The sequence below is a fragment of the Sphingobacterium sp. UDSM-2020 genome, assembly GCF_016132525.1.
In the GTDB taxonomy this organism is placed as follows: Bacteria; Bacteroidota; Bacteroidia; order Sphingobacteriales; family Sphingobacteriaceae; genus Sphingobacterium; species Sphingobacterium anhuiense.
Genome location: NZ_CP066166.1, coordinates 4,124,825 through 4,149,086 on the forward strand (window position 1 = coordinate 4,124,825; position 24,262 = coordinate 4,149,086).

Annotated in this window: 24 protein-coding genes; 10 read left to right on the plus strand and 14 right to left on the minus strand. The window is 38.3% G+C overall.

Features of this window, described 5'->3' with window-relative positions:
- Positions 1 to 124: 124 nt before the first annotated feature.
- From JAZ75_RS17360 to JAZ75_RS17370, 3 genes are all read left to right on the plus strand, one after another.
- Positions 125 to 3,475, plus strand: a complete 3,351-nt coding sequence (locus JAZ75_RS17360) for a SusC/RagA family TonB-linked outer membrane protein (protein ID WP_208697022.1) — start codon at positions 125 to 127, stop codon at positions 3,473 to 3,475.
- 9 nt (positions 3,476 to 3,484) lie between these two features.
- Entirely contained in the window at positions 3,485 to 4,837 is a 1,353-nt protein-coding gene (locus tag JAZ75_RS17365) for a RagB/SusD family nutrient uptake outer membrane protein (protein WP_208697032.1), read from the plus strand.
- A 100-nt stretch (positions 4,838 to 4,937) separates the two neighbouring features.
- Positions 4,938 to 6,182, plus strand: coding sequence for a TlpA family protein disulfide reductase (locus tag JAZ75_RS17370; RefSeq protein ID WP_208697034.1), 1,245 nt, complete (start codon positions 4,938 to 4,940; stop codon positions 6,180 to 6,182).
- Positions 6,183 to 6,233: 51 nt separating this feature from the next.
- Here JAZ75_RS17370 and JAZ75_RS17375 read toward each other — a convergent pair whose 3' ends face one another.
- The 7 genes from JAZ75_RS17375 to JAZ75_RS17405 all read right to left on the minus strand — a co-directional run bounded on the left by JAZ75_RS17375 (position 6,234) and on the right by JAZ75_RS17405 (position 10,710).
- On the minus strand, positions 6,234 to 6,455 hold the full coding sequence (locus tag JAZ75_RS17375) for a hypothetical protein (protein WP_168126199.1): 222 nt from the start codon (positions 6,453 to 6,455) through the stop codon (positions 6,234 to 6,236).
- A gap of 38 nt (positions 6,456 to 6,493) precedes the next feature.
- Complete coding sequence (locus JAZ75_RS17380) at positions 6,494 to 6,712, minus strand: hypothetical protein (RefSeq protein ID WP_208697036.1); 219 nt, start codon at positions 6,710 to 6,712, stop codon at positions 6,494 to 6,496.
- Positions 6,713 to 6,786: 74 nt separating this feature from the next.
- Positions 6,787 to 7,011, minus strand: coding sequence for a hypothetical protein (locus JAZ75_RS17385; protein WP_168126201.1), 225 nt, complete (start codon positions 7,009 to 7,011; stop codon positions 6,787 to 6,789).
- Between the two features lie 413 nt (positions 7,012 to 7,424).
- On the minus strand, positions 7,425 to 8,327 hold the full coding sequence (locus JAZ75_RS17390; protein ID WP_208697038.1) for a hypothetical protein: 903 nt from the start codon (positions 8,325 to 8,327) through the stop codon (positions 7,425 to 7,427).
- A gap of 11 nt (positions 8,328 to 8,338) precedes the next feature.
- Positions 8,339 to 9,328 carry a helix-turn-helix domain-containing protein gene (locus JAZ75_RS17395; RefSeq protein ID WP_208697039.1) on the minus strand — a complete coding sequence of 330 codons (990 nt, stop codon included), beginning with the start codon at positions 9,326 to 9,328 and terminating at the stop codon, positions 8,339 to 8,341.
- A 436-nt stretch (positions 9,329 to 9,764) separates the two neighbouring features.
- Positions 9,765 to 10,313 carry a hypothetical protein gene (locus tag JAZ75_RS17400; RefSeq protein WP_208697041.1) on the minus strand — a complete coding sequence of 183 codons (549 nt, stop codon included), beginning with the start codon at positions 10,311 to 10,313 and terminating at the stop codon, positions 9,765 to 9,767.
- Positions 10,314 to 10,332: 19 nt separating this feature from the next.
- Positions 10,333 to 10,710, minus strand: coding sequence for a hypothetical protein (locus tag JAZ75_RS17405; RefSeq protein ID WP_208697043.1), 378 nt, complete (start codon positions 10,708 to 10,710; stop codon positions 10,333 to 10,335).
- 308 nt (positions 10,711 to 11,018) lie between these two features.
- Here JAZ75_RS17405 and JAZ75_RS17410 point away from each other — a divergent pair, with 308 nt between their 5' ends.
- Positions 11,019 to 12,197 carry a hypothetical protein gene (locus JAZ75_RS17410; protein ID WP_208697045.1) on the plus strand — a complete coding sequence of 393 codons (1,179 nt, stop codon included), beginning with the start codon at positions 11,019 to 11,021 and terminating at the stop codon, positions 12,195 to 12,197.
- Positions 12,198 to 12,203: 6 nt separating this feature from the next.
- Here JAZ75_RS17410 and JAZ75_RS17415 read toward each other — a convergent pair whose 3' ends face one another.
- On the minus strand, positions 12,204 to 12,401 hold the full coding sequence (locus JAZ75_RS17415) for a hypothetical protein (RefSeq protein WP_208697047.1): 198 nt from the start codon (positions 12,399 to 12,401) through the stop codon (positions 12,204 to 12,206).
- A gap of 555 nt (positions 12,402 to 12,956) precedes the next feature.
- Between JAZ75_RS17415 and JAZ75_RS17420 the strand changes: the two genes are divergently transcribed.
- Together JAZ75_RS17420 and JAZ75_RS17425 are read left to right on the plus strand one after the other, a co-directional pair.
- Positions 12,957 to 13,715 (plus strand): hypothetical protein, encoded by a 759-nt coding sequence (locus tag JAZ75_RS17420; protein WP_208697049.1) that lies wholly within the window; start codon positions 12,957 to 12,959, stop codon positions 13,713 to 13,715.
- A 396-nt stretch (positions 13,716 to 14,111) separates the two neighbouring features.
- Complete coding sequence (locus JAZ75_RS17425; protein ID WP_232789244.1) at positions 14,112 to 14,498, plus strand: DUF5675 family protein; 387 nt, start codon at positions 14,112 to 14,114, stop codon at positions 14,496 to 14,498.
- A 1,248-nt stretch (positions 14,499 to 15,746) separates the two neighbouring features.
- Here the strand turns inward: JAZ75_RS17425 and JAZ75_RS17430 are convergent.
- The 5 genes from JAZ75_RS17430 to JAZ75_RS17450 all read right to left on the minus strand — a co-directional run bounded on the left by JAZ75_RS17430 (position 15,747) and on the right by JAZ75_RS17450 (position 20,732).
- A complete protein-coding gene (locus JAZ75_RS17430) occupies positions 15,747 to 16,601 on the minus strand; it encodes a class I SAM-dependent methyltransferase (RefSeq protein WP_208697053.1) in 855 nt (284 codons plus the stop codon).
- 246 nt (positions 16,602 to 16,847) lie between these two features.
- Positions 16,848 to 17,429, minus strand: a complete 582-nt coding sequence (locus JAZ75_RS17435; RefSeq protein WP_208697055.1) for an ASCH domain-containing protein — start codon at positions 17,427 to 17,429, stop codon at positions 16,848 to 16,850.
- A gap of 2 nt (positions 17,430 to 17,431) precedes the next feature.
- Positions 17,432 to 18,286, minus strand: a complete 855-nt coding sequence (locus JAZ75_RS17440) for an SDR family oxidoreductase (RefSeq protein ID WP_208697057.1) — start codon at positions 18,284 to 18,286, stop codon at positions 17,432 to 17,434.
- Between the two features lie 65 nt (positions 18,287 to 18,351).
- The gene (locus tag JAZ75_RS17445; RefSeq protein WP_208697059.1) at positions 18,352 to 19,146 is read right to left on the minus strand and encodes a helix-turn-helix domain-containing protein; all 795 of its coding nucleotides are present in this window, start codon (positions 19,144 to 19,146) and stop codon (positions 18,352 to 18,354) included.
- A gap of 476 nt (positions 19,147 to 19,622) precedes the next feature.
- Entirely contained in the window at positions 19,623 to 20,732 is a 1,110-nt protein-coding gene (locus JAZ75_RS17450) for a hypothetical protein (protein WP_208697061.1), read from the minus strand.
- A 184-nt stretch (positions 20,733 to 20,916) separates the two neighbouring features.
- Here JAZ75_RS17450 and JAZ75_RS17455 point away from each other — a divergent pair, with 184 nt between their 5' ends.
- Positions 20,917 to 21,219, plus strand: coding sequence for a DUF5675 family protein (locus JAZ75_RS17455; protein ID WP_208697064.1), 303 nt, complete (start codon positions 20,917 to 20,919; stop codon positions 21,217 to 21,219).
- Positions 21,220 to 21,477: 258 nt separating this feature from the next.
- Here JAZ75_RS17455 and JAZ75_RS17460 read toward each other — a convergent pair whose 3' ends face one another.
- Positions 21,478 to 21,891, minus strand: a complete 414-nt coding sequence (locus JAZ75_RS17460; protein WP_208697066.1) for a winged helix-turn-helix transcriptional regulator — start codon at positions 21,889 to 21,891, stop codon at positions 21,478 to 21,480.
- A gap of 375 nt (positions 21,892 to 22,266) precedes the next feature.
- Here JAZ75_RS17460 and JAZ75_RS17465 point away from each other — a divergent pair, with 375 nt between their 5' ends.
- The 3 genes from JAZ75_RS17465 to JAZ75_RS17475 are packed head-to-tail and all read left to right on the plus strand — an operon-like array spanning position 22,267 to position 24,227.
- Positions 22,267 to 22,416, plus strand: a complete 150-nt coding sequence (locus JAZ75_RS17465) for a hypothetical protein (RefSeq protein ID WP_207902320.1) — start codon at positions 22,267 to 22,269, stop codon at positions 22,414 to 22,416.
- Complete coding sequence (locus tag JAZ75_RS17470) at positions 22,413 to 23,213, plus strand: SDR family oxidoreductase (protein WP_232789245.1); 801 nt, start codon at positions 22,413 to 22,415, stop codon at positions 23,211 to 23,213. Before JAZ75_RS17465 ends, JAZ75_RS17470 begins: the two co-directional genes overlap by 4 nt.
- 3 nt (positions 23,214 to 23,216) lie before the next feature.
- A complete protein-coding gene (locus JAZ75_RS17475) occupies positions 23,217 to 24,227 on the plus strand; it encodes an NADP-dependent oxidoreductase (RefSeq protein ID WP_208697067.1) in 1,011 nt (336 codons plus the stop codon).
- The last annotated feature ends 35 nt before the right edge of the window (positions 24,228 to 24,262 follow it).

Genomic DNA, 24,262 nt, shown 5'->3' on the forward strand with positions numbered 1-24,262 from the left:
ACGAATATAGTTTCACTGTTTAGAAGCCTGGATGCTGCCGAGGGCAGAAAAAAGACTTTAGGAACAAGTCACCCTCGGTAGTTGAAGGGGAAAGCAGGAGCTATATGCATTAGAAATTACAACAATGAAAATAGATAATAGATATAAAACCATGGATTGGAGAGATCTCCAAAAGCTTGGTAAATACAAGGGAGAGCTATTGCTACTCAGTAAGCTATTACTGCTCTCCTTATTGATGATCTTTCATATGGTTAGTTTATATGCTCAGACACCCCGCAAGGACAGCGGGGTGAACGGGCAGACAAAATATGAACTTGCAGGTAGAGTGATATCATCCATTGACGGTACACCGATGCAGGGGGTATCTATCCGTGTCGATGATGAAAATCTGCAGATCCGAACATCCAGAAATGGAACTTTTGAACTGCTGGTCACAAACCGAAAAGGGAAGGTGAAATTCTCCTATGTCGGTTTCGAAACTCAGGAAATCAATTATACCATAGGGGTATCGTTATTGGTCAGAATGATACCTGGAGAGAATAAAATAGATGAAGTGGAGGTTGTCTCTACCGGATATCAGAAAATCCCAAAAGAACGAGCAACCGGTTCATTTGAATTTGTCGACAATAAACTCTTCAATAGAAAAGTATCGACCAATTTTGTGAGTAGATTGGAAGATGTTGTTCCTGGTCTGTCATCGATTAAGGTTGGTTATAACAATACGGGTAAAAATGATCTGATGAATATCAATATCCGAGGTGTAAGTTCGTTAAGCGGTCATAATTCGCCCCTTATTATAGTGGACGGTGTTCCTTATGAAAGTAAATTGAGTGATTATGGAATAGGCAATTTTAATAATATCAATCCCAATGATATTGAAAATGTAACAGTGCTTAAAGATGCTGCCTCAGCTTCCATATGGGGATCCCAGTCCGGGAATGGGGTTATCGTGATCACGACAAAAAGAGGTAGGTTTAATGAACGGTCGCAGGTAAGTTTTAACAGTAATCTCAGCATTAAGGCTAAACCCGATCTGTACTATTTTCCGCAGATGAATTCTGGAGATTTTATTGATCTACAACATGAGTTGTTTGATAAAGGGAGGTACAATTCCAATTTAAACCGCTGGAATTCGAACTTGACACCTGCTATTCTGCTGATGAAGAATAAAAAGGAGGGTAAAATAACGGAAGCGGAGTTGAACGCCGGCTTGAATGAGCTGAAAAAAGTAGATATGCGTGATGACTTTCTTAAATATGTCTATAGAAATGCGATCAATCAACAATATAACCTACAGTTGCAAACTGGGGCAAAGAATATCAATAATTTGATTTCAGTAGGCTATGATAAGAACCTGAATGAACTGGTCACTTCCTCTTTTAACAGGATGTCTATTAAGACCGCTACACAGGTCAGACCGGTTAAGAACCTGATGCTTGATATTGGTATTACTTATACGGAATCAAAAGCTGTAGAAAGTTATGAACAGATGGGATACAACCGTATGGCTGCCGCCGATGGGAATTATCCGTATATGGATCTGGCAGATGATCAGGGCAACCCTTTACCAATATCGCTATTGCGGAAAAATCCGGGTTATCTGGATACTGTGGCAAATGGACGTTTGTTGGACTGGTCATTCAATCCCTTAAAAGAGATGTATGAATCCAAAGAAACGCAGAAAATTAAAGAAACCTTTTTAAATTTTTCGGGTACGTATGATTTCAAATTTGGACTTAAAATAAATGGGCAGTATGCCTATCAACGTACTATTAATCCTTCAACGATATGGAGAGGACTAGGATCATTCTATCAGCGGGATATCATTAATTATTATGCGAACTGGAATGATGAAAAAGTGAACTGGAACCTTCCTGTTGGTGATTTTTTATATGTAAGCCATTGGGATAGCTATGCTCATCAGGGGCGGTTGAATGGTGAATATAACCTGAAATGGAAGAAAAGCCAATTGAATTTATTAGCGGGTTTTGACATCCGTGAGCTAGGGAAAGATTTAACGTCATCGCAGTATTATGGTTATGATCCGGAGACTGGTGCTTTCCAGACCGTCCCGTACGGTGTTGAAGTTCCCGTCCTGAACGGGAAGGGCGGTGTAAATACGATCATGGACCGTAATCGGATCGAATCTTATCGAAATCGGTTTGTTTCTTATTATGCCAACGGATCTTACACCTATGCAGACCGGTATATCCTGAGCGGAAGCTTTCGGAAAGATGCTTCCAATCTATATGGTGTAAAAACGAACGACAGAGGACAGCCTTTCTGGTCAATAGGTGGAGCTTGGGTAGCATCTAGAGAAACATTTATTAAAGACGGAGTATTCGATCTTTTGAAACTGCGTGCTACCTACGGCTACAACGGTAATACCAATAATACGGTTGCCGCATATCCGATTATGAATGTGCAGAGTGAAGCACACTACATTACAGGACAGAATTATGCGATGATGTTTTCTCCGCCCAATCCTGCATTGCGCTGGGAGAAAGTGGAAAACCTGAATCTTGGATTAGATTTTAGCATGCTCGCCAATCGCATCTCGGGTTCTGTCGAATATTACCGTAAAAAACCGCAGGACCTCATTGCGCAGGCACCTGTAGATCCGACAACCGGCTTCAGGGCACTGACGATCAACAGTGCCAATCTGGATACAAAGGGATGGGATATTTCACTGAATATGGTACCCTTACAGTTGAAGAACTGGGGATGGACGAGCAGTCTTATTTTTTCCTACTCGCGTACCAAGGTCAAAAAATCGTATGTAGATGAGGATGTGCCAACTGATTTTATAGGCGCGCCTTTCAACATGTTGATGACGCCTCTAGAGGGAATGGACCTGTATACACAACTGTCCTATAAATGGGCTGGACTGGATCCGGAGACAGGAGAGCCTCGAGCTTATCTTAACGGGGAGATCTCCAAAGATTATGTTGCTCTCGTCAGTACTGATCTGAATAATCTCGAAAACAGTGGCGTATTACGCCCACTTTATTTTGGTGGATTCCGCAATACTTTCCGGTTCAAATCTCTGGAGCTTTCGGGTAATATTTCCTATCAGCTGGGACATGTTTTCCGTCGTACATCTTTCAATAATAATGGATTTATTAATAGTGGAAGCGGACATGCAGATTACAGGTTGAGATGGCAAAAACCGGGTGATGAGCTCACTACCGATGTTCCTGCTTTCACCTATCCAAATAATGCATTGGCGAGCAAAGTCTATCAGATGTCGTCTGCACTGGTTGAAAATGCGGGACAGATCAAGTTAAGGGATATTCAGCTCAGTTACACATTTCCTAATTCGGAAAAAATGAAGCTGAAAAACTTGAGACTTTACGCCTATATCCAAAATGTCGGTACCATCTGGCGTGCTAATAAATGGGGGATTGATCCCGAATACGGTGAGGCTATTCCAGAACCATTGATGACATCTCTTGGTATCAATTTTAACTTATAACACGAAGCCATGAAAAAGAACATATTGATAATTTTACTTTTTATGATGCTGGTTTCATGCTCCAAATTTCTGGAAGAGAAACCCGATCAAAAAATGGTCATCCCTAAAACCTTAAAAGATGCCGAATTGCTTTTAAATGATTATAGCAACTTCAATACGGGCTATCCGGTAAGTGGCGAATGGGGCATAGATGATTATTTTATAGCCGATTCCTATTGGGACGAATTATCCAATCCGGAACAAAAAAGCGCCTATGTATGGGCCGATAAACAGTACGATGATGTTACGCAGTGGCAAAGTCCTTATCGTGTGGTTTATCTTGCTAATCAGGTGTTGGCTATGCTTTCGAATCTGCAGGCACTGCAACATGAGGATCAGTATAAGAAAGTCCTCGGAACAACTTATTTTTTCAGAGCATTTGCTTTTCATCAGGTAACTGAAGTGTTCGCGCCCGCTTATTCAGTTTCAACAGCAGGTACGGCATTTGGTATTCCCTTAAGGCTTTCGGCAGATATGGACATCACCTCGGTTCGAGCTTCACTGGCAGAGACCTACAGCCAAATTATAGCAGATTACAGGATGGCCATTTCCAATTTACCGGTAGTGCAACCCGTAAAAGGACATCCGAATAGAGCAGCAGCATACGGCGCTTTAGCACGTGTTTATCTCGGAATGGCGCACTATGAAGAAGCATTTAAGATGGCCAATTCGGCCCTGCTTTTGAATGCCCAATTGTTAAACTTCAATTCATTGAATCAATATGATGAATTGCCCATTCCGCAGTTTAACAAAGAAGTACTGTTTCCTGCTGTAACAAGTAATGCAGGATTAATGAACTATTATAATGCATTGGTTGAACCGGTATTATATCAATCATATCAAGAAAAAGATCTGCGAAAAAAGATATTTTTCCAGTTGAGTGATAACGTAGAAGGTGCTTATAATTTCAAAGGAAATTATGCTAATTCAATGGCACAACTTTTTGTCGGAATCACGACCAGTGAAGTTTATCTCATTAAAGCTGAAGCGGCAGCAAGGTTAAACAAAGTCGGGGAAGCTCAGGAAGCACTGAATACGTTACTAAGATCCCGCTGGCAAACAGGTGAGTATGTTGATATCACCATATCCGATACAAAGGCATTATTGGAAATAATATTACAGGAGAGAAGAAAGGAGTTACTGTTTAGGGGAAGGCGCTGGGCTGATCTTAAAAGACTGAATCTGGAAGCTAAGTTTAAAAAAGATCTGATCCGTACGATAAACGGGCAGGAATACCGCCTACCTTTCAATAGTCTGAAATATGCTTTTAGATTACCTGATCCAGTAGTGAAATTGGGAAATATCCCTCAAAATGAACGTTAATAACAATTGAAAAATTAGGAAATCGAGATGTAAATAATGTTGACATACAGCGCAAATATTATTTACTCGAGCACTCCTCAACAACTAAAAAAATAAATAGATGAAAACAAAAATAATCGCAACTCTAATTTTCGTTTTAGCTCTTTTGCAAATGAGCTATTCACAGAACTCATTGGACATAGACCGCAGTAAAGTTCTTTCAGTAGGTTCAGATTTTACACCACCTGCTTCAGTGGCATTGATGCGTGGAGATTTTAAACAGATCGACTGGAAAGGATTGGAAAATAAAGTGATCATATTGGATTTTTTTGATACTTTCTGTGGAACCTGCATCAGCTCCATGCCCAAACTGCAGGAACTGCAAAATAAACTTGCCGATAAAATACAGATCTTCAATATCACTTGGCAGGATAGACCTACCATGGATAAGTTCTTTAATGAAAATGAATATCTAAAAGAACATAAGGTCAACCTACCGGTCATCTATGATGATAAGGAACTGTTTTCTTTATTTCCACATATAGGAAAACCACATGTTGCAATCGTATACAAAGGAAAAGTGAAAGCGATTACATTTCACCGGTCTATAAATGAAGAAAATTTACTGGCTTTAATACAAAAGGGCAGTATTGACCTACCCTTAAAGGATGATTTTGGTAAAGGTGATCTGCAGTCTTCATCAGATAGTAAAGTGATTGCAGGTACCTGGATATCCCGTTATCAAGATGGGGTGCCTGTACAGGGACTGCAAATTAAGAGAGATAGTATTTCCGGACAAAATGTAAGCACAGTATACAATAGGTCTATCTTTATATCCATAATAAATGCGTGGTCCATTATTAAGCCACCAACTTATCTCAGATTGCCACAAAGAGTCGATTGGAAAGTTAGGGATTCTTCTATCTACCATGATTTTAACAAACAAGGCGAGGAGTGGATCCGTAAATACGGAATCTGTTATGAGCGAAGAGATTTTAATCACGTATCTGATTCTGTTCAAGCACGAGCAATTTTAAATGATCTGCATAGTTTTTTTGGATTAAAAACTTACTATAGTACTAAAATGATGGACTGTATCATTGTTGAACCTTGCGCAGTAAAGGAAAATCCGAATCTAAAGATTACAAATGGTTATAAAGTTACGGGATCTAGCGGTATCAGATTAATGATTGAATGGAGTGGGAAATTTCCCCCTGTTTTAGACAAATTAAAATCAAAGGAAATATTATACACATTGGGCAGTTTTAAGAATTTGGAAGAACTGAATCAGCAACTGGAAGTATACGGAGTAAAAGCAAAGTATGGTCGGGAAGAGATGGAAGTTCTTGTAGTGGAAGAGAATTAGGTAGAAATATAAGGGTAGGTATGAAACCTACCCTTATTTAGTTTAAAGTAATCAGACATCCTTCAACTTTACATTTGTACTAGGTGTATTATTAGCTAAAGCTAACTCAATTTCTTGTTCCAACGTTGGACTGATAACCGGATTATTACTGCCGTCGTTCAGCGCCTGAATTGCACAAACTTGATCTGTTCCTGTACAAAATGGCTGTGTTTGCCTTAATGTATAATTAGATGCTTGATAGGGATCTGTCCCTGTAAGTTCAAACCATGCCATATTTACCTCCTTTTTTATTGTTTATAAATTTTACTGTTTTAGTCTTTCAGCAGGACGTTAGCAGAATTCGTTTTGTTGCTTAATGCTAAGATCATTTCCTGTAAAAGGCTGACTGAAATAACAGGATTGCCATTACCATCATCAGATGCTCTGATAGCGCAGATAACACAAGATCCTATACAGTTTGGTTGCGAAGCGACGCGTGTATAATGTGCAGGATCTGTAGGGTTGCTGCCTGTAAATAAATACCAATTCATAAATCAGCTTTAATAAATTTTTAAATAAGGTGCGGCTCTTCACCGCACCTTTCCAAATTAATATGTAAGAAATGTTATGGACGATCTTTAAGCTTTACGTTGGTGCTAGGTGTAGCATTCTGTAAAGCCAAAATCATCTCATTTTGCAACGCATTCGTAATTACTGGATTGTTGCTACCATCGTTCATTGCCTGTATAGAGCAAATTTGATCGTTTCCAGGGCAATTGGGAGCAATTGCACGTAATGTAAAATGCGAAGGCGATGTAGGGTCTGTCCCTGTTAGTTCGAACCAAGCCATAATTGACAAGTTTTAAGTGAATTTTTATATGATATAAATATTTCGTATATTCATATCGGTTCAAATCGATCATCCTACGTGTTGAAGGATGGCCACGTAAAAGCTTCCACGCAACGGAGGCTTTTACTATTAAAGTGGACTTTTATATCCTGCCCCGGCCACCGGGGAATGTCGCAAATTTGCGACGGTATCTTTTGATACCTGTTCTGTTCATCATGACATTATTTCAATTAAAAAACCAACGTAATTTTTATTCTCTAACCTTCTAACCTTCTCACTTTCCAATCTATCTAACTCATTAACCTTCTCACTTTCTAACCCTCATTTGAATCTATATCAAAGATAGGCTGTAAAATAAGGCAGGTGTTAGGTAGAATTCACTTCTTGATTGTGCACTTTTCATCTTGTAAGTTTTATTCTTTTGAATAACCGTCGAAGTAATGATAGACCTGGTAGGGATAGCCTACCGGAAATGCTTGGTAGCAATGCACATAAGCCAGTACGGCATAATTTATTTTATGTCGATTGAAAAGTGCGATAATGGCATCAAAATCATACGGATCTAACCAGCTATCTTGATACTTGCTCACGTACTGTTGAATGGTTTTTATGATCTCATGTTGCCGCAGACTTTTTTCGTAAAAAGGTAGCGCACTATATGCGAGATAGTGATCTTCGTGATAACAGATAGCAATGTGCTGCAGTTCATCGTCGATATGGTGCCAGATGTACTCTTCTGCCTGCAATATTTTAAAGATTAATTGAAGGCAATTGAACCGTTCCATTTCATCCCAGTCTATGGTGAAATCACTGAACAAAAAGTATTCAATATCGTCCTTCGGAATATGTTCCTGTTCCCCTGCAATTTCCAGTGCTATTTTTTCCACATCTACATAGGCGAGGTAATAATGGATGATGTCACTTTGATTAGTTTGCTGATATAACAGGTCGCCTTCTTCACTGATATCACAGAGCAATAGCAAAAAGATAAAAAATACTTCCTGCTCATCTTGGTCGAGCCCGGGATATTGGAAAGAATGATACTCTTCATGGTTGAGCGCATATTTATTTATAAAAGTAACTTCATCCATGAGCTGCTTATTGACACAGCTACTTTGTTTTTTTCCGGCTAGTATATCTGTGAGATATTCACTATGGGCATGCTGCTGCTGCTCTTGGATCTGTTTGTGATACTTGGATTTTTTCCAGCCTTCGGGTGCAAGCATTTTCATTACACGAGGTACTTCACTATACATCTTCTGGAGTATGGTTTTCATCCGCTGGTCAGATAGATTTTTGAAAACATGTGCTATCATAAGTCTTTGAATTACGATTTCTTAAACTGACTGATAGATTTACCGGTCAGCTTTTTAAAAAAGCGATTGAGTTCGCTATGTCCCGCAAAATTTAACTGCTCGGCCAAAGTAGCGATCTGTTGGGGATAATCTTCCAATTGTCTTATAATGCGCTCGAGGAGCAATTGGTTGCGATATGCGTGTAAACGGCAACCGTAATACTCCTGATGCAGTCGAGCTAACTGGTTGTGGTCTACCTGTAAGCTTTTAACAATATCTTTGATCAGTGCCTTTGCGCCAAACTTATTTACGGCAAGTTCCAGATAGGCACGTGCCTGATCTACTAATGCTATTGTTGTGTTTATTTTGGTCGTCTCGCTAATGATCTTGAGTCTCGACAAGGTGATGAGATAGATCTGATGGTGGACGAGTAGGTATTCGTTTTCCATATTCCTGGGATTGATTTGGCTGAAGAGGTTTAAGATTTCTGTACGTGTCAATGGACCGATTTTAAAATCGGAGCTTTGAAGAGGCACGGGATCAGCCGCTCGTTTGGCGTATACCAGTGGCATGACAAATTCAAAGTGACGCTCCAGATGCGGTCTGAACAGTCCAGCATCAAGCGTGATCCCGATAATGATGTGATGGCCTATGGGCAGTTCGACTGTCAATTCTGTCTTAGGCAGATAAAGATAACTGGCACGTTCGTGCTGAAAATGAAGCGCGAGCTGTGCGTTAGGATCGTGTAGTGTGATCGGTTGTGCCCCGGTACTCAGTAAAGGATAACAGAGGTGTAGATCTGGCGCTAGAGAGGTGAGAGCTACTGTCGTTGTAGTGTCGATCCAAAATTCGTAATAATAGATATAGGCATACCGTCCATCGAAGGTCTGCACTGCATAACGGTTAGTCGCATTTGCCCAGTAAGTGGTGTGGGCATAGCGAATGGGATAAGTAACCCTTAAATCCGAATGAGCTACCTCCTGGAAATCGGGTGGATGATTGAGAATAATGGTTTGTTTCATAATTCGGTTTTATCATGTGCTTCAGCAAATATGTTTTAAAGATGCAAGGGTGAACTTGGGGCTACGGCTTTTATGATAATCGGATCTGGCTATTATATTGTAAGTTCACCTCTATTGCATCTTTTTTTTCAATCAGGTAGGTAAACACAGATGGGAGAGGAGACATCTGTGCTTATTGTACCGAACTGTTGAAGTAAAGATAATGGCAATAAGGCCGGTTTGGATCTTAGATATTTGAGGTTTTCATCTACGATTTTCGAGAAAATGATCTACGATTTTGATGATTTAATTCTTTAAAATCTAAGATTATGCTTTTTTTGAGTGCTGTAGCCATACTTGGAAATGATTTGCAGTAAGGAGAGGTCTTGCAAAAAGATTTCTAATTTACGATAGACAACTGCATCTTTACCTTGAGTATGCAGTTGTCTATAGAAGCCTAAATTGTGCTGTAGTAGGAGGCGCTTATCCCTAAAAAAGAACTTTTATCGCTTATACTGCAATAAAAATTTGCTTCTGGATATTCTTTTCCGAAAGTTATTTTTCGGTCTTTTGCAGGCATTTTGAGAAGTCTCCCTCTGAACGATCTACGGTTCAATACCGTCGCAATTAAATAATTTGAATGGTTTGCAAAAATGGGGTGCTCTTCCATGAGCTTGATGATATTCTCCCGGCTGATGAAAGCCGTCACGACATCGCTATCTGCTTTAAAATAACTGCCATCAACATCTTCAATATGAAGAATAAATTGTTTTTTTGAGATAAAGTCGATGACATCATTTTGGAGCGGGCCAGCGTCATCCCAGCGTTTGATAATGATTCCCTCCAATACAATATGCAGATCCAATAGCTTAGCCTGAAGGTACCTGCCTTTTTTGATGGATCTGATCTCAACAACAGCTAATATGCTTGACCATAAAGCGGGTGGCACAGGAGCGAGTTCATGCAATATTTCAAATAATAGGTTTTGATATTTTGTTCTTTCCATATTTAGACTATCCAATTGTTTACAGATATGAGAATGAAAAGGTGAGCACCATAATACTTGTTTCTGGTATTTCTGGATCCGGAACGAAGCTTTGCGTCGAGTTGGCGGTCTTGCTATTTCCTTGTCCTTTTCTTTGTGCATCGTTTACCAATACTATAGTTGCTCTGTTATCAATAGCAGTAATAAGCGAATTGGCAATAGATTGTTGTGCCTGTGGACCTAAAGATACGGCGTATTGAAATTGATCGGTACTGAGTTGAAATCGTTGCGGTAACCAATTGATAAAACCGGTTTGAATAAACTGTTTTTCGACATCTATAACAGTTTGAGTAGCTGCGTAAAGGGCAGTTCTCCAATCTGTAGCTCCTACCTGATTGAAGGGAAATTGATCTGTCATTATTGTTTAGATTTATGTTAAATATTACCTTCAAAGATATGCTTCGATTTAAAAAAACACCTGAAATAACGTATTGGAAAAATCGAATCGGCAGTTTATTTTATCGAATCGATAGTTTTTTGCATTTTAGGTGCTGTTTTGATAGCTTAACGCCTGTTTTTTTTCATCAATTACGTGATTCGCTTTTTAGTGGTTGCGAAATTGTTACTCTAAATGTCGAAATTTTTAAATATTTTTATATTTCTTTTTACTTATGGTTTGTTAACCGCTGGTCATAAGTAATCCAATTTGACAACTTAAACCAGTGCATGAATAGTTATATCAAAACATATTTTAAAATTATCAGTTGGCGTATTTTCGTTATCTGCATTGCCATTGCTATGGTCATGGCATCTTTGTTTCCATTCGATGATATGTCAATGAGTTATATTTTCAGTAAGCCAGTAATGAAGGTCATGCTTAAAACCTTTGTAATCGGTGGTTTGTTGCTGACGATCGTAAATGTTGTCGCATTCTATGTGTTTCGTTTACGGCTCTGGGAGACTAACGTATTACATGCCAGTTTTTATCATACTTTCTTTGGAGTCATTTTGCCTTTTATCTGTGGTGTGGGTTTAATAAGGTTTTTCTATGGTCCTGCTATATTTCAGCACGATCATGTAAACAGTGACTTAATGCTGATGCTCCTTTTATTGGTTCTGTGCAATGCATTTATGGTAATACGGATGTATGCTTTTTACCTTAATAAAAAAACCGTGCTGGTAAAAACTTTGAAGGATGAGCATAAAGATGGAGATGTACGTCAAAAAATGTTATTAGAAAAAGCTGATTTAAAACATAGGGAGGAGCTAGATGGATTAAAATCTAGTTTGGATAGTATCAATGCTGAATTGAAAATAAGTTTAGTTAATGCAGATAAACATGTGGCGCAAGCTGAATTGCGTGAACGACAGTTGACTGATGAGATTGATAGGCTGACAAAAGAAATCGTGCTCAAAAGTACAGCTGTAACACATGAACTTGATGAGCACCATATACAGCAGCTGTCCTATATTTTACTTAATGATATTGTTCCCTATGAATATGATCCGTTTAGTAGATATCAATTTGTCAATGAGTTGAATGACAGGGTGATCAAAGAAGAGCATGTTGCTTTTATTTTTGGTGCAAATCGGGAAGGTGTGCTCTGTCAGGATATCTATCTATTGGATGGTGAAGTGTTCACTGTGTACGAAAGTTCTTTGGAAGAAATGAACAGGGTATTTCCAAGAATGGTCCGGATCTCGCGTAATCACCTTATTCCAGGTACATCGGTTGTTTCATACGAAGTCATGAGCTCTAAACTTGTTAAAGTAAAAGTTCGAGGTCAGGAAGAACCGATAGAAATGAAACATGAGTATATAAAAAAAGTGTTTTCTTGGATTATATTGCAGTATGTATGGAATCAATATAGGGAGAAACAGTCCTCTCCAGCTGTTTCAGTTTAAAGCATATTAGAGCAATAATTTTCTAATTTCTTCTTCCGGCAATCCGGTATAGTCTGCAAATAAACTGATGCTGACATACTGGTTTGATTTCAATCCGTAGCAATCGCGTATGGCCTGAAAGATTCTGTAGGTGTGTTTTTCTGTACGTCCCAATATAAGTGCTGCTTCTTTGGGGTAAATGCATAAACGAGATTTGTTTTTCATGTTATTCTGGTTTTTAGAGGGATGATCTGTTGATAATCAGATCATCTGGATTTGCTAATGATTGTCCTGACCGTAGACAAACATTCCCTATCAAACCACCTGTTAAGCAGGTATAAAGCAGGTATAAAGCAGTAATGGAGCACGGGTAAAGCCTATTTGGCTATGTACAGTATGCGCATAGGCTAAGAGCGTGGTAAGTGCGTACTAAGTGCGTGAAACATACTGTTTTTACACTGTATCTACGCTCTATCTACGCTTTACATACGCTTATGCCACGCTTTATAACCGTACAGCGTCCAAGTTTACAACGTACTTAAGTCCTTAAGCTTTGCAGATTAGGTTTGATTCCTCTCCAGAAAAATGATGTTATTGGTTATTCATTTACTAAGATAAGTTTTTTCTATATAATATAGTTTTATTCGCGTTTAGATACATTTTGGTCAATTTATTAAGGCAATCAAGTATCATTATTCCGCATTTTTCCCCTTTTTTACGCTTTTGATCCCAGTGCTTTTGTACTGATGATCATCTTAGCATTGTCAAAACAATACTATTATGGCAAGAGTAGAAAGTTTAATCAAATTAAATGGAACGATCGGGGATCTTTCCTTTTACAAATCAAAAAGTGTGGGTTATCAGGCACGTATGAAGACCGGTGTATCGAGCGACCGTATTGCCAATGATCCAGCATTTGCACGTACCCGTGAAAACGGCAGTGAATTTGGCAGAGCACAGCAGGAGAGCAAAAAGCTGCGTGATCTGTTGCGGGATGTGCTGTTCGAAAATTCGGACAACAGATTCAGTACCAGGCTGGCAAGCCGGATGTTAAAAGTCATCCAGATGGATCCGGTAAGTGTCCGCGGGGAGCGCGTTTTAGTACCGCAAAACATGGTATTGCTGAATGGTCTAGAATGTAATCAGCGAGCCAGTTTAAAAAACATCACCTTAAAACCTTTGTCGGTTTCCTTCGACAATTTTAGCGGTGAAGGTTTTTTATCCTGCGAGCAACTGATTCCGAATTTGCATATCGCCAAGTTGAGTGGGGCGACGCATGTGCAGTACACCCTGGTTCTGCAGGAATTCTCGGGAGATGAAGCCGATAAGCGTCCCGTAATCCAACGGTCCGCTTATATCAAACTTGGTGAAATGCAACCCATGGATCTGGATATTGCGGCTACACTTGCTCATGATCCTGATAAAAGTGTTCTGGTACTTGTGGGGACAGGATACTACCAGCTTGTGAACGGTGCTTATTATCCTTTGGCAAATGGTCAGTATAATGCGCTGACTATTCATCAGGTCGTGATACCGTAATGTTGTCACTCATGCCGTGACTGGCAATTACTTTTTTTCGTTAAGGATTTGATTTTATTGGCACTCAAGATTCTCTTCGAGGTTTTCCTTGATGAAAAAAGTAATCAAAAAAATCAAGGCTGCATTCCTTTGTGCTATTTCACCTCGTAGAGGCTAAATGAATTTAAACTCGTTTCACTCAGACAGAAATTCATTTTTACGCCTCTCCATCGTTCAATTACGCAGTCGGAATGCTAGGCCGTTTTGGTAAGCGTGTGGCTTTCGGGATTATTTTTCAGGTGGTGGGTGGTTGTGTTATAGCAACGACCTGCTTCCTGAAATTTATTCACCAGGTGGAGCTGAAAATGAATAATAATTTTTAATAGATGATGTAATAACATGTCAACAAAACAAATCTTGCATCTCCAACGGATTTATGGAGAGCAAGGGACGAACGGTACCCTCACTTTTGAAGGTGAGGTCATCTGCCGTACTATCGAACTGCCCTGGCGCAATAACCTGCCGAGGCTTAGCTGCATCCCGGTGGGGAGTTATAAATTGGAAAAACGAAAGTATACCAGACATGGTGAGAAGATCGGAATTCCGGCTGTATTGGGACGTGAAGCGATATTGATCCATGCAGCCAACGATGCACGGAAAGAGTTATTGGGATGCATTGCTCCGGTTACAGCATTAACGGGGGAAGGTTGCGGTACGGAGAGTAAAAAGGCGCTTGCAAAATTGAAGTCTCTGGTTTATTCGCTTTGGGATATGGAGCAGGAGGTGTTTTTACATATAAAGTAGTGACGGAAGTAACTAGTGACGGAGTGACATAATATGTTTTGTGCCTCTTTCGCCGGCACAGGGCGACAAACTTTGTCTTGACACAAAGTTTGACAAAAGTCAAGGCTGCATTCCTTTATGCTATTTCACCTTGAATAGGCTAAATGAATTTAAACTCGTTTCACTCAAACAGAAATTCATTTTTAACGTCTTTTCATCGGTAAAATTACGCAGTCGGAATACTAGGCCTCATGATTAAGCCTGAAGCTTTTGGGAAAGAACAGTGAACGAGTGATGAAGTCATAGTGACGAGTAACGAAGTGACAAGTGATAGAGTAACATAGTAACGAAGTGACGGAGTGACATAATATGTTTTGTGCCTCTTTCGCCGGCACAGGGCGAATTACTTTTTTCGTTAATGATTTGATTTAACGAGGTACTCAAGAGTCTCTTCGAGAGTTTTCTTGATGAAAAAAGTAATCAAAAGCCGACCGTAGGTAGACCATGGATGCCAAAAAACAAACACGAATCCATAACTCAAGGCTGTATTCCTTTAGGCTATTTCACCTTGAAGAGACTAAATGAATTTAAACTCGTTTCACTCAGACATAAATCCATTTTAAACGCCCTTTCATCGGTGAAATTACGCAGTCGGAATACTAGGCCTTTAGGATAAGCCTTCGGCTTTTGGGGAAAGAACAGTGATTGAGTAACGAAGTGACGGAGCTCTAACCTATTAACGATATCACCTCATAACTTTTTTACTCACCTCATAACCTTCTCACCATTTTCTAACCTTCTAACAATAAAACAAATGAAAAAGATAATTCAAAAAATAAGTGCGGCGTTGCAAGTGGTCTTGCTGGCGCCGGTTAAATTGCCGGGAAAGGCGTTAAATATTATTAAATAAATTGCTCTGGGTCTAGGTGTGGTGGAGACGGTGCTGGATGATAAAGACAAAAAAGGAGAGGAGGAGTCACCTCCACCAAAGCAGATCCTTCCTAATCAAGAAAAGGAGGTGCGGGATGAAATGGAATGATATCCGTATAGGAACTTTAGGGGGTACGCTCTGTTCGATATGGGTTAGCTTTTCTCTTGGTGATGTCGCGCATACCGCATTGATGGCGGTGGTCGGGACAGTCGTGAGTTATGTGACGAGCCGACTGTTGGGAAGGATAAGGAAAAGGTGATAAAAAAGGAGATTCTTTATAGAGTCTCCTTTTTATTGTTATTAATTTGGCATTTGCTTTTTCAACTTTAAAATCTTTATCAGAACTGAAAACTTATTATTTCCATAAAGCCACTTGTTGGTTCAATGTAAATTTTGTTTTCCCCATATAATGTTTTTTCCATTGATTGTGTTGAATCGCTTGTTTTGATATTTCCTTTAAAAAATTGGATTAATCCGGTAATATCAAATGTGTGGTAAACCATAATTGGCCAGCCTAAGCCTTGTTCCAAAGAACGAAGCATGAGGCGGGATTTCTCCCGATTGCTTTCATGAACAGCTTCAAATGGTATAACGTAATCCAGTATTACCGCTTTCTGCCCATCAGCGGCGGCTAATTTTTCAAGTAATGTACTGAACTTATCCCGGCTGATGTAATAGACAAAACCCTCCAGTAAGAATATAGTAGGGATTGATGAATGATAGCCCATTTTTTTCAATTCTGCCAACAAAGCATCAATATCGGTAGCATCATGAGTAATCAGCTTTAATTTATCATTATCACCGATCAATTTGGTATACATAGCACGTTTTTCGTCCATAGATTCCATGTCCACTTCAAAAATAGTCTCGATTTGATCATGATATTGCTCTAGCAGATAAAGTGAAAGCGGATCAAGGCCAGCTCCTAAAATACAGACCTGGAATTTTGGGAATTGTTTAGCATAGTCTTCGAAAAGATGGCGGATATACCGCTTTCTCAATATTGCGATTGACTCGGAGTGTTCGAATACTTGTTTAAAACTTTTTACGAGCGATTCTCCTTCTGAAGTATCGATATTTTCTACATATGCCTGGCAAGTTTTTCCGTCTCGATAAAGTTCACTGGCTAAACAAAGCACTAAACTGGCTGTCGGTGAAATTTTGAATTTACTTTTTAAGGGCTCGCTTATCATGTTTAAAAAAAGGTTGTAGTTGAAGGTTTAAGTGTTTTCTATCGCTCTTTATTATCACAATAATACCAAATAAAATGAAATTGTAAATAATTATTTTGCAGAATTTTCACAAATATTATCTTGTAGTAGTTATTACTGCGTGATAAATCCTTAATTCCATACTTTAAAGGGATCTGAACCTCTCATCCCAGCTCACTTTTTACTGCCTTTATTTGTGAACTGTTTCTATTAGGTTGTTAACTATTTTCATTTACAAAGTTTGTTTAAATATTCGCTTCCTAAAGGAGAAAGTTCGTAACCTACATTACGGCTTATGGTCAAGCCTAAATTTTTCAATTTTCGTATATTCAGCTTTAACCATTCTTTTTCAAATCCTGTCAATTCTGCTATACTTTTGGCATGTAAATTGGGATTGTCGTTTATAGTAGATAGAACTTTGTTCGTCCAATGTTCCTTCTTACTATAATTGTCTAATCGTTCTAATTTCTTTTTTAAATCGGTAAATACCTTTTCTGATAGTTCCGTTTGTTCTCTCAACTTAACTCGTGGGTCTGCGGAATGATAGCTGACAGATATTTTAAAAATGGTTCCTGTACTATTATGCGTAAATGATTTTAGTAACTGTTGTTTATCTGTAAAACCGGCCTGTATTGCATGCTGTTCGGTTATACAATTCTCGCTTATGGTTTCAATTTTACCGATTTCAATCAAACCAACAGAGGTATGTAAAAGGCTTCCGCATTTTACAGAAACCTTTTGCCACTTACGAAATGCCAATGTGATTTTTCCCGATTTAATACCGTTCAGATGTACTTCCTTAAACAACATAATCAAAAGATTTTTATAAACTCGTTCAAGACTAACGGTTTTCTACCAAGCAATTTTTCTAGTGTGTTGTCAACATAGGAAAACTCACCTATTTTAATACCATTTGCCATACTGACCAATAAATTGACTATTTCAGGAGGCACTCGGTAGCTAGTCAGTTCTTTTCTGAAGAATTCCTCTGAAATATCGCTATGTTGTACTGGTATGCCCTTTTCTGTAAAGATTAGCTTTGCCAATTCATCAAATGAATACGCTTTATTGCCTGTTATTTCATAGATTTGATTATCGTGTGTACTTTCTGTTAGTACTTTTACAATAGCTTCTGCAATATCCATTCTGGAGACAAAACTTATCTTTCCCTCGCCCGATGGGTAACGGATTTCGCCCGATTGCAACGCATCTCCAATAAGTTCGGGAATGGCTTCCATATACATACTGTTTCTTAAAAAAGAATAATGTATTTTTGTCCCTTTTATCAATTTTTCTGTTTCGTATGATGTTTTAGTCCCTTCAAATATCCTGTTGGCTTGGGTCTGTACCATACTTGTATAAACAATGTGTTTTACGTTGTTTTCTAGCAATGCGTTTACCACATTTTTTTCCTGCTGTTTAGCTGTTTTCAAGTCTACTCCGATAGTGGAGATATGCAAGGCCTTTTCAACACCTTTAAACGCTTCCAGAAGCGTTTCATAGTTGTTGTAATCTGCTTGCCTGACAATAATACCTTGTTTAATAAAATCATGTACCCTTTCTGGGTTTCTGACAATGGCAACAATGTTTGTAGGTGAGACTTGCTGCGATAAAAATTGAATAGTGGCTTTGCCTAAGTTTCCGCTTGCTCCTGTAATGGCTATCATAACTCTTTTTTTGAAGCAAAGTTATTAGGCTTTTTTTCGATAAAATTGGATAAAACCGACAGTATCTAAACTTTCCATTCCGGAAAATTCGAAACGATCTCATTGGCATGGAGCTTGAATTTCTTTGGACTTGTTCCTGCAAATTCTTTGAAATCCCTGATAAAATGTGATTGGTCAAAATAATCACTTTGATAAGCGATGTCGGTCAATTTTTCAAAGGGGGTTTTACGTATGATTTCTAAGGCAGATTGAAATCGACCTATTTTCGAGAATAACTTGGGCGAGATGCCAATGTACTGTTTGAAATATCGTTCCAATGAACGTTCGGACATTTTAAGCTCATTTTGCACATCTTGCAAACTCATTCCCTTTTCCAGTTGTGCGATTGCAAAATCTGGTTTTTCACTATTGATATTTGTTCGTTGCAACTGCCGCAATAAGAATGTAGAGAGTAATACTATCTTTTCATCAGTGCTTGCTGTATTTGAAATCTGTTCAGTTATAGTAGTTTTTAGTAGATCGTCTATGTCAATATATTGGTTCGTCAGTTCGCTTGCATCTATTCTGAAGATGGATTTAAGTGCGCTCGGCTGAAAGTAAATTCCAATATTTTGGAAACTGTTTATTGCTCTTTGTTCAGTATATCGTGTAGTTTGTCCATATACGAATAATTGTGGTAATTCCTGATTGTTCTTGTCTCGAAATGCCTTTTTGTTAGTTTGAAAAATAAGACCTGGCATACCGTCTGACATTATCTTAAATATTTTTTCAGAAAAATCCAGACTATTACCCTCCAATACCCAAAAGTAGCGAACATATTTCCGCAGTGGTTCTATTGGATATATTTGTTGATAAAACATGTGTTATTTTTTAACTCTGAAATATAGAGATTTTTATGCTGAAATCAAATTCACCTGTTTTTTCGATCACTGTATGAGTTCAATTAGAAAAGCGCCTATTAGATTTCCGGAAAAGGCTCTGAATATTATTAAATACATCGCTCCGGGGCTTGGTGTAGTGGAGACCGTACTGGATGATTAGGAAATTGTTGTATTACCATCATGCACATTCTCAAATATAACATCGCAAAAGATTTATAAAAAAACCCTCGAAAGGATATCTTCGAGGGTTTCAAATTTTAAAATTTATCAAAAAATAAAATTTATGAACAGCTTAAAATTATGCAAAGGCATAATGATCTGCTATGGTACTAAGATACAAAAGCTTAATTAAAGATGCAACTTAATTGCAATTTAAACTTTATCTACTTTTTGTATTCCTGTTGCTACTAACAGTGAGGAGCATACACGTAGATCTTTGTCGCTAACGTAATTTTTTACTCTAAACCCAAAGAGAGTGTTGTTATTACTTTTTGAGCATTCGTGGTGTTTGCTTGTAATGTAAGCGTGTAAATTCCAGCTTTCAATGAAGTATTATTTTTGACACTTACCATTCCTGTTCCTTTGTCTATGGTAAATATCGTTTCAGAGTCATTAAATACATGACCATCTTTCTCTATGGAAGAAATTTCAAAGCTGGATATCAATTTCTTTGGAAAAAAAGAAGGTTGAACCATGCTACCACCTGCAACCGAGCTGCGTCTAAAGCTGGTATTGATCTTTTTAATGGATTTGGTAGACGGATCGAGATATAAATCGCCAAAAAAGAATTCAATTTTTGGAATGTACCTGACCGAAAAATTTGCTGAGCCGATAGCGAAACCATCTTTCTCTAATTTAGGATTTAATTCCATGTATTTGTCATACTCTTGATTTGCGTTACCTTTCCAATATAGCTTTAATGCAGTGTCCTGCAATGAAAGTCCGACCTCTTTTGCTTGTGCTTCATTTAACTTTAGTATTAAGTTTTTTGAAGGAACTGGCTTTGCTAAAGTTAAATAACTTTCTGTGTCAGAATATAAGGTATTAAGCATTTTTAGTTGACCTTTTTTTAATTCATGAAAATATTTAAATTGAAGATCTTCCAACTCTAAAACACGTATTGACAACAATTTCTGAGCGACTTCTTTACCATCAGTTGATTTGGCGGACACTGTTACGCTGTATTGTGCAGGAATTTTTTTGCCATTTAAGCTGGAGGTGGTTCCATTAGGATATAATTCTTCGCTTTTAATAAACAATTTTCCAGATTTATCGACAAAAATTGCTTTTTCAAGTTGATTATGCAATGTTATTTGGGGTGTAATCTGTACATTCTCGGTGGGTTCAAAATCTATAGAAAAATTGACACCATTTCCTTGATTAACAATGAATGTGTTTAAGTCAATTGTATCATGTTTCCCATACTCCAGATTGATGTCTGCGGGTAGGTCAAAGGAAATCTCAGGTAATGCCATCGCGCCATCTTTTTTACAGCTCATTAAAGCCAACATCAATAATCCATAGACTAAAAAATGCGGAGGTCTCATGTTAAATGTTTCTATCATATCTATTTATTTAATAATAGGCGAAAGTAATAAATAATTCTGAAAAAGCAACAGTGTTGCATTTGTGAAGTTATATTTTGTGTTATGTATAAAAATTCTGAACAGTTTAGGAATCCATATTTTATAGTCGTACTGGAGGAACATTGAGTTGGCAGCAGGGAATGTAAATAGTTAAAACATAAAAATGTCAACAAAACAAATCTTGCATCTCCAACGGATTTTTAGAGAGCAAGGGTCGAAAGGTATCCTCACTTTTGAAGGTGAGGTAATCTGCCGTACTATCGAACTGCCCTGGCGCAATAATTTGGAGAGGCTTAGCTGTATCCCGGTAGGGAGTTATAAACTTGAAAAACGAAAATATACCGGGCACGGTGAGCAGATCGGAATTCCGGCTGTACTAGGTCGCGAAAAAGGAGAGGAGGAGCCTAAACCACCAAAGCAGATCTTGCCGAATCAAGAAAAGGAGGTGCGGGATGAAAGGCAATGATATCCGTATCGGAACTCTAGGAGGTAAGCTCTGTTCCATCTGGGCAAGTTTTTCTCTTGCTGATGTTATGCATACTGCCTTGATGGCTGTAGTCGGGACGGACCTGAGCTATGTGACTAGTCGATTTCTAGAGAGAATAAGGAAAAAGTGATCATGATACAGGAGCAGGCAACTAGGTATTTGCTCCTGTAAATATGTTAGGGAGAATTCAACTTTGCTAAACTATATTTAGTGTATAGTATCTCATCCTATAAAAAATCAAGGGTTTTTTACAAAATCCAATAATATTTTCTTCTGCTTTTTTATAAAACCTGCTTTGTCTTTTTTTACAGCATTAATAATCTCTTTACGTTCAACGGGTATCGTGTAATATTTATCTGCCCATAATTGCATCTCAATCAATAATGGGAGTAAATCTATTCCCTTTTTAGTAAGCGTGTATAATACTTTTGCTTTACTTTCCGGATGTTCTAATTTACTGATCAAACCATTTTCCTCGAGCATGAACAATCTTGAAGCCAAGATATTCGTTGCAATCTTTTCCTCAGATTTTAAGAATTCACCATACGTGCATTGCTTCGATAGCATCAGATCCCGGATGAGCAGTAATGACCACTTATCTCCTAAAATATCTAGTGAACAGCTGATAGGGCATTGCGATCTATTTTTCATAATAATGTACTTTTTTTAAAAAACACTTGCATTTTGCAAGTTGATATTTATATTTGCACTTGCAAAATGCAAGTAAATTTACGATTTTAAATTATTAATACCATGGAAAACAGTGCAATCTTTGATTCTTACCATAAAAATGGATTACAATTACGGAACCGTATAGTGATGGCTCCCATGACCAGAAGCCATTCTGATAATCCCGAAAATAAAGCAACTGAGCTAACGGCACTTTATACTAACAGCGTGCTTCTGCCGGATTAATCATTACAGAAGATACATTCATCAGCCCTGAAGCTGTCGGTGTGATACATGTTCCTGCAATTTATTCGAATGAACAGGTTGCAGGCTGAAAATTGACCACGGAAGCAGTCCATGAGCAAGGTGGAGTCATATTTACAGCTTTGGCATACTGGTGCATATTCGCACCCTGATCTGCACAATGGTGAAAAGCCTTTGGCACCTTCGGATGTAAATCCAGGGCAGCAGTTTTTTACTACGGTTCTTCATTTTGTTAACGAATGAAGAATCACTTTAAGCAATTTATATCAATTATGGAATTAAAAGGAAAAACAATACTAATAACAGGGGGAACATCTGGAATAGGACTGGAGGCCGCAAAACAATTTTTAGAAAAAGGTGTTCATGTCATTATTACAGGACGAAATCAAGCTAAATTGGATGCAGCAAAAGCAATGTACCCCGGTGTCATTCCGATTAAAAGTGATGTCGCTTCTGAGGAAGAAGCACAGTTACTCTTTAAGGAAATCGAAAAACTCGGTGGAATAGATATTTTATATAATAATGCTGGAGTTGGAGTGGAGCCCTCTAATCTCGGTATTTCAGATGAAAAACATCTGCAAGGGGCAACCTATGAGATGAACATCAATTATTTAGGAGTTATTCGTTTGAATAATCTTTTTCTTGATATGTTGAAGTCAAGACCTGAAACTGCGATTATCAATACCACATCCCTGTTGAGTTTTGTACCTTCTTTGCTTGAGGCAACTTACTCATCATCGAAGACTGCGCTTGCATTTTATACAACAGCTCTACGTGCACATCTTGGTATTTTAAAAAGCCATGTGAAAGTTTTTGAGCTTGTACCCCCACTTGTTGCTACTGAAATGACTGTAGATAGAAATGATCCTAAATTAAGTCCCGAAGAACTGGTAAAAGCTTTAGTTGCTGGATTAGAGAAAGACCGCTTTCACATTCGAGTGGGCTCTTCCAAATTGGTTTATATTTTAAACCGTATCTTCCCTAAACTAACTTTTAATCTTGTTAACCCGAAGAAAATAAATCCCTTATTAAAATCTTAATCAATGAAAGCATTTCGCATTAACCGCTATAGTAAAACGGATACGTTAGCACTTGTTGAAGTTCCGGCATCCAAGATTAAAGAGCATGAAGTATTGGTGGAAATCTATGCTGCCAGTATCAATCAATTGGATGCTAAGTTAAAACATGGCGATTTCAAATTATTATTACCCTATAAAATGCCTCTTATTCTAGGTCACGATGTGGCAGGTGTTATCGTGCAGGTTGGTTCAAAAGTGAAAAACTTTCAGGTCGGCGATGAAATCTATTCCAGGCTTCCCGATTTTAGTGTTGGTGGTTTTGCGGAATATGTTGCCATAGATGAAAATGATATTGCTTTAAAACCGACGAATATGACGATGGAAGAGGCCGCTTCCATACCACTCGTTGGTCTAACCGCGTGGCAGGCTCTTGTTGAAATTGCTCCGATTAAAAAAGGTCAAAAAGTATTTATTCAGGCCGGATCGGGTGGAGTAGGAACGATTGCTATTCAATTGGCTAAATATTTGGGTGCAACGGTGGCGACCACTGCGAGTAAAAATAGTTTTGATCAACTGAGCGCGCTCGGTGCAGATCTTTTGATTGACTATAAAAATGAAAAATTTGAAGATATAATCAGTGATTATGATGTTGTATTGCATAGTCAGGATACCAAAACATTGGAGAAATGCTTCGGTATTTTAAAATCAGGAGGGAAAGTTATATCAATCTCTGGTCCTCCTACTGTAGATTTTGCTCAAGATCTGGGTTTAGCCTGGTATATGAAATTGATAATAAGTTTATTGAGTAGGGGCATAGAAAAAAAAGCAAACAAGCTGAAAATTGACTACACTTTTCTATTTATGCGCGCAAACGGCCAACAATTAGCCGAAATTACCAAATTGATTGAAGCTAATCAGATAAAAGCAGTTATAGATCAAATTTTCCCATTCGAGAAAACCAATGATGCACTGACTTATGTAGAAAGTGGTCGCGCAAAAGGCAAGGTTGTCGTGACCAGATCTTTAAAAGATTAATCTACGATAGATGTATTGATATAGATCAATGACAT

Excerpts from the sequence above, each read along its gene's own strand:
- JAZ75_RS17415 (WP_208697047.1), bottom strand. The coding sequence starts at position 12,401 with ATGAAAAACAAATCTCGTTTATGCATTTACCCCAAAGAAGCAGCACTT.
- JAZ75_RS17475 (WP_208697067.1), top strand. The coding sequence starts at position 23,217 with ATGAAAGCATTTCGCATTAACCGCTATAGTAAAACGGATACGTTAGCA.
- JAZ75_RS17465 (WP_207902320.1), top strand. The coding sequence starts at position 22,267 with ATGAGCAAGGTGGAGTCATATTTACAGCTTTGGCATACTGGTGCATAT.
- JAZ75_RS17440 (WP_208697057.1), bottom strand. The coding sequence starts at position 18,286 with ATGATAGCCATTACAGGAGCAAGCGGAAACTTAGGCAAAGCCACTATT.
- JAZ75_RS17390 (WP_208697038.1), bottom strand. The coding sequence starts at position 8,327 with ATGATAGCACATGTTTTCAAAAATCTATCTGACCAGCGGATGAAAACC.
- JAZ75_RS17385 (WP_168126201.1), bottom strand. The coding sequence starts at position 7,011 with ATGGCTTGGTTCGAACTAACAGGGACAGACCCTACATCGCCTTCGCAT.
- JAZ75_RS17435 (WP_208697055.1), bottom strand. The coding sequence starts at position 17,429 with ATGTTGTTTAAGGAAGTACATCTGAACGGTATTAAATCGGGAAAAATC.
- JAZ75_RS17445 (WP_208697059.1), bottom strand. The coding sequence starts at position 19,146 with ATGTTTTATCAACAAATATATCCAATAGAACCACTGCGGAAATATGTT.
- JAZ75_RS17430 (WP_208697053.1), bottom strand. The coding sequence starts at position 16,601 with ATGATAAGCGAGCCCTTAAAAAGTAAATTCAAAATTTCACCGACAGCC.
- JAZ75_RS17375 (WP_168126199.1), bottom strand. The coding sequence starts at position 6,455 with ATGGCATGGTTTGAACTTACAGGGACAGATCCCTATCAAGCATCTAAT.
- JAZ75_RS17380 (WP_208697036.1), bottom strand. The coding sequence starts at position 6,712 with ATGAATTGGTATTTATTTACAGGCAGCAACCCTACAGATCCTGCACAT.
- JAZ75_RS17360 (WP_208697022.1), top strand. The coding sequence starts at position 125 with ATGAAAATAGATAATAGATATAAAACCATGGATTGGAGAGATCTCCAA.
- JAZ75_RS17365 (WP_208697032.1), top strand. The coding sequence starts at position 3,485 with ATGAAAAAGAACATATTGATAATTTTACTTTTTATGATGCTGGTTTCA.
- JAZ75_RS17410 (WP_208697045.1), top strand. The coding sequence starts at position 11,019 with ATGAATAGTTATATCAAAACATATTTTAAAATTATCAGTTGGCGTATT.
- JAZ75_RS17455 (WP_208697064.1), top strand. The coding sequence starts at position 20,917 with ATGTCAACAAAACAAATCTTGCATCTCCAACGGATTTTTAGAGAGCAA.
- JAZ75_RS17460 (WP_208697066.1), bottom strand. The coding sequence starts at position 21,891 with ATGAAAAATAGATCGCAATGCCCTATCAGCTGTTCACTAGATATTTTA.
- JAZ75_RS17395 (WP_208697039.1), bottom strand. The coding sequence starts at position 9,328 with ATGAAACAAACCATTATTCTCAATCATCCACCCGATTTCCAGGAGGTA.
- JAZ75_RS17400 (WP_208697041.1), bottom strand. The coding sequence starts at position 10,313 with ATGGAAAGAACAAAATATCAAAACCTATTATTTGAAATATTGCATGAA.
- JAZ75_RS17420 (WP_208697049.1), top strand. The coding sequence starts at position 12,957 with ATGGCAAGAGTAGAAAGTTTAATCAAATTAAATGGAACGATCGGGGAT.
- JAZ75_RS17405 (WP_208697043.1), bottom strand. The coding sequence starts at position 10,710 with ATGACAGATCAATTTCCCTTCAATCAGGTAGGAGCTACAGATTGGAGA.
- JAZ75_RS17470 (WP_232789245.1), top strand. The coding sequence starts at position 22,413 with ATGAAGAATCACTTTAAGCAATTTATATCAATTATGGAATTAAAAGGA.
- JAZ75_RS17450 (WP_208697061.1), bottom strand. The coding sequence starts at position 20,732 with ATGATAGAAACATTTAACATGAGACCTCCGCATTTTTTAGTCTATGGA.
- JAZ75_RS17370 (WP_208697034.1), top strand. The coding sequence starts at position 4,938 with ATGAAAACAAAAATAATCGCAACTCTAATTTTCGTTTTAGCTCTTTTG.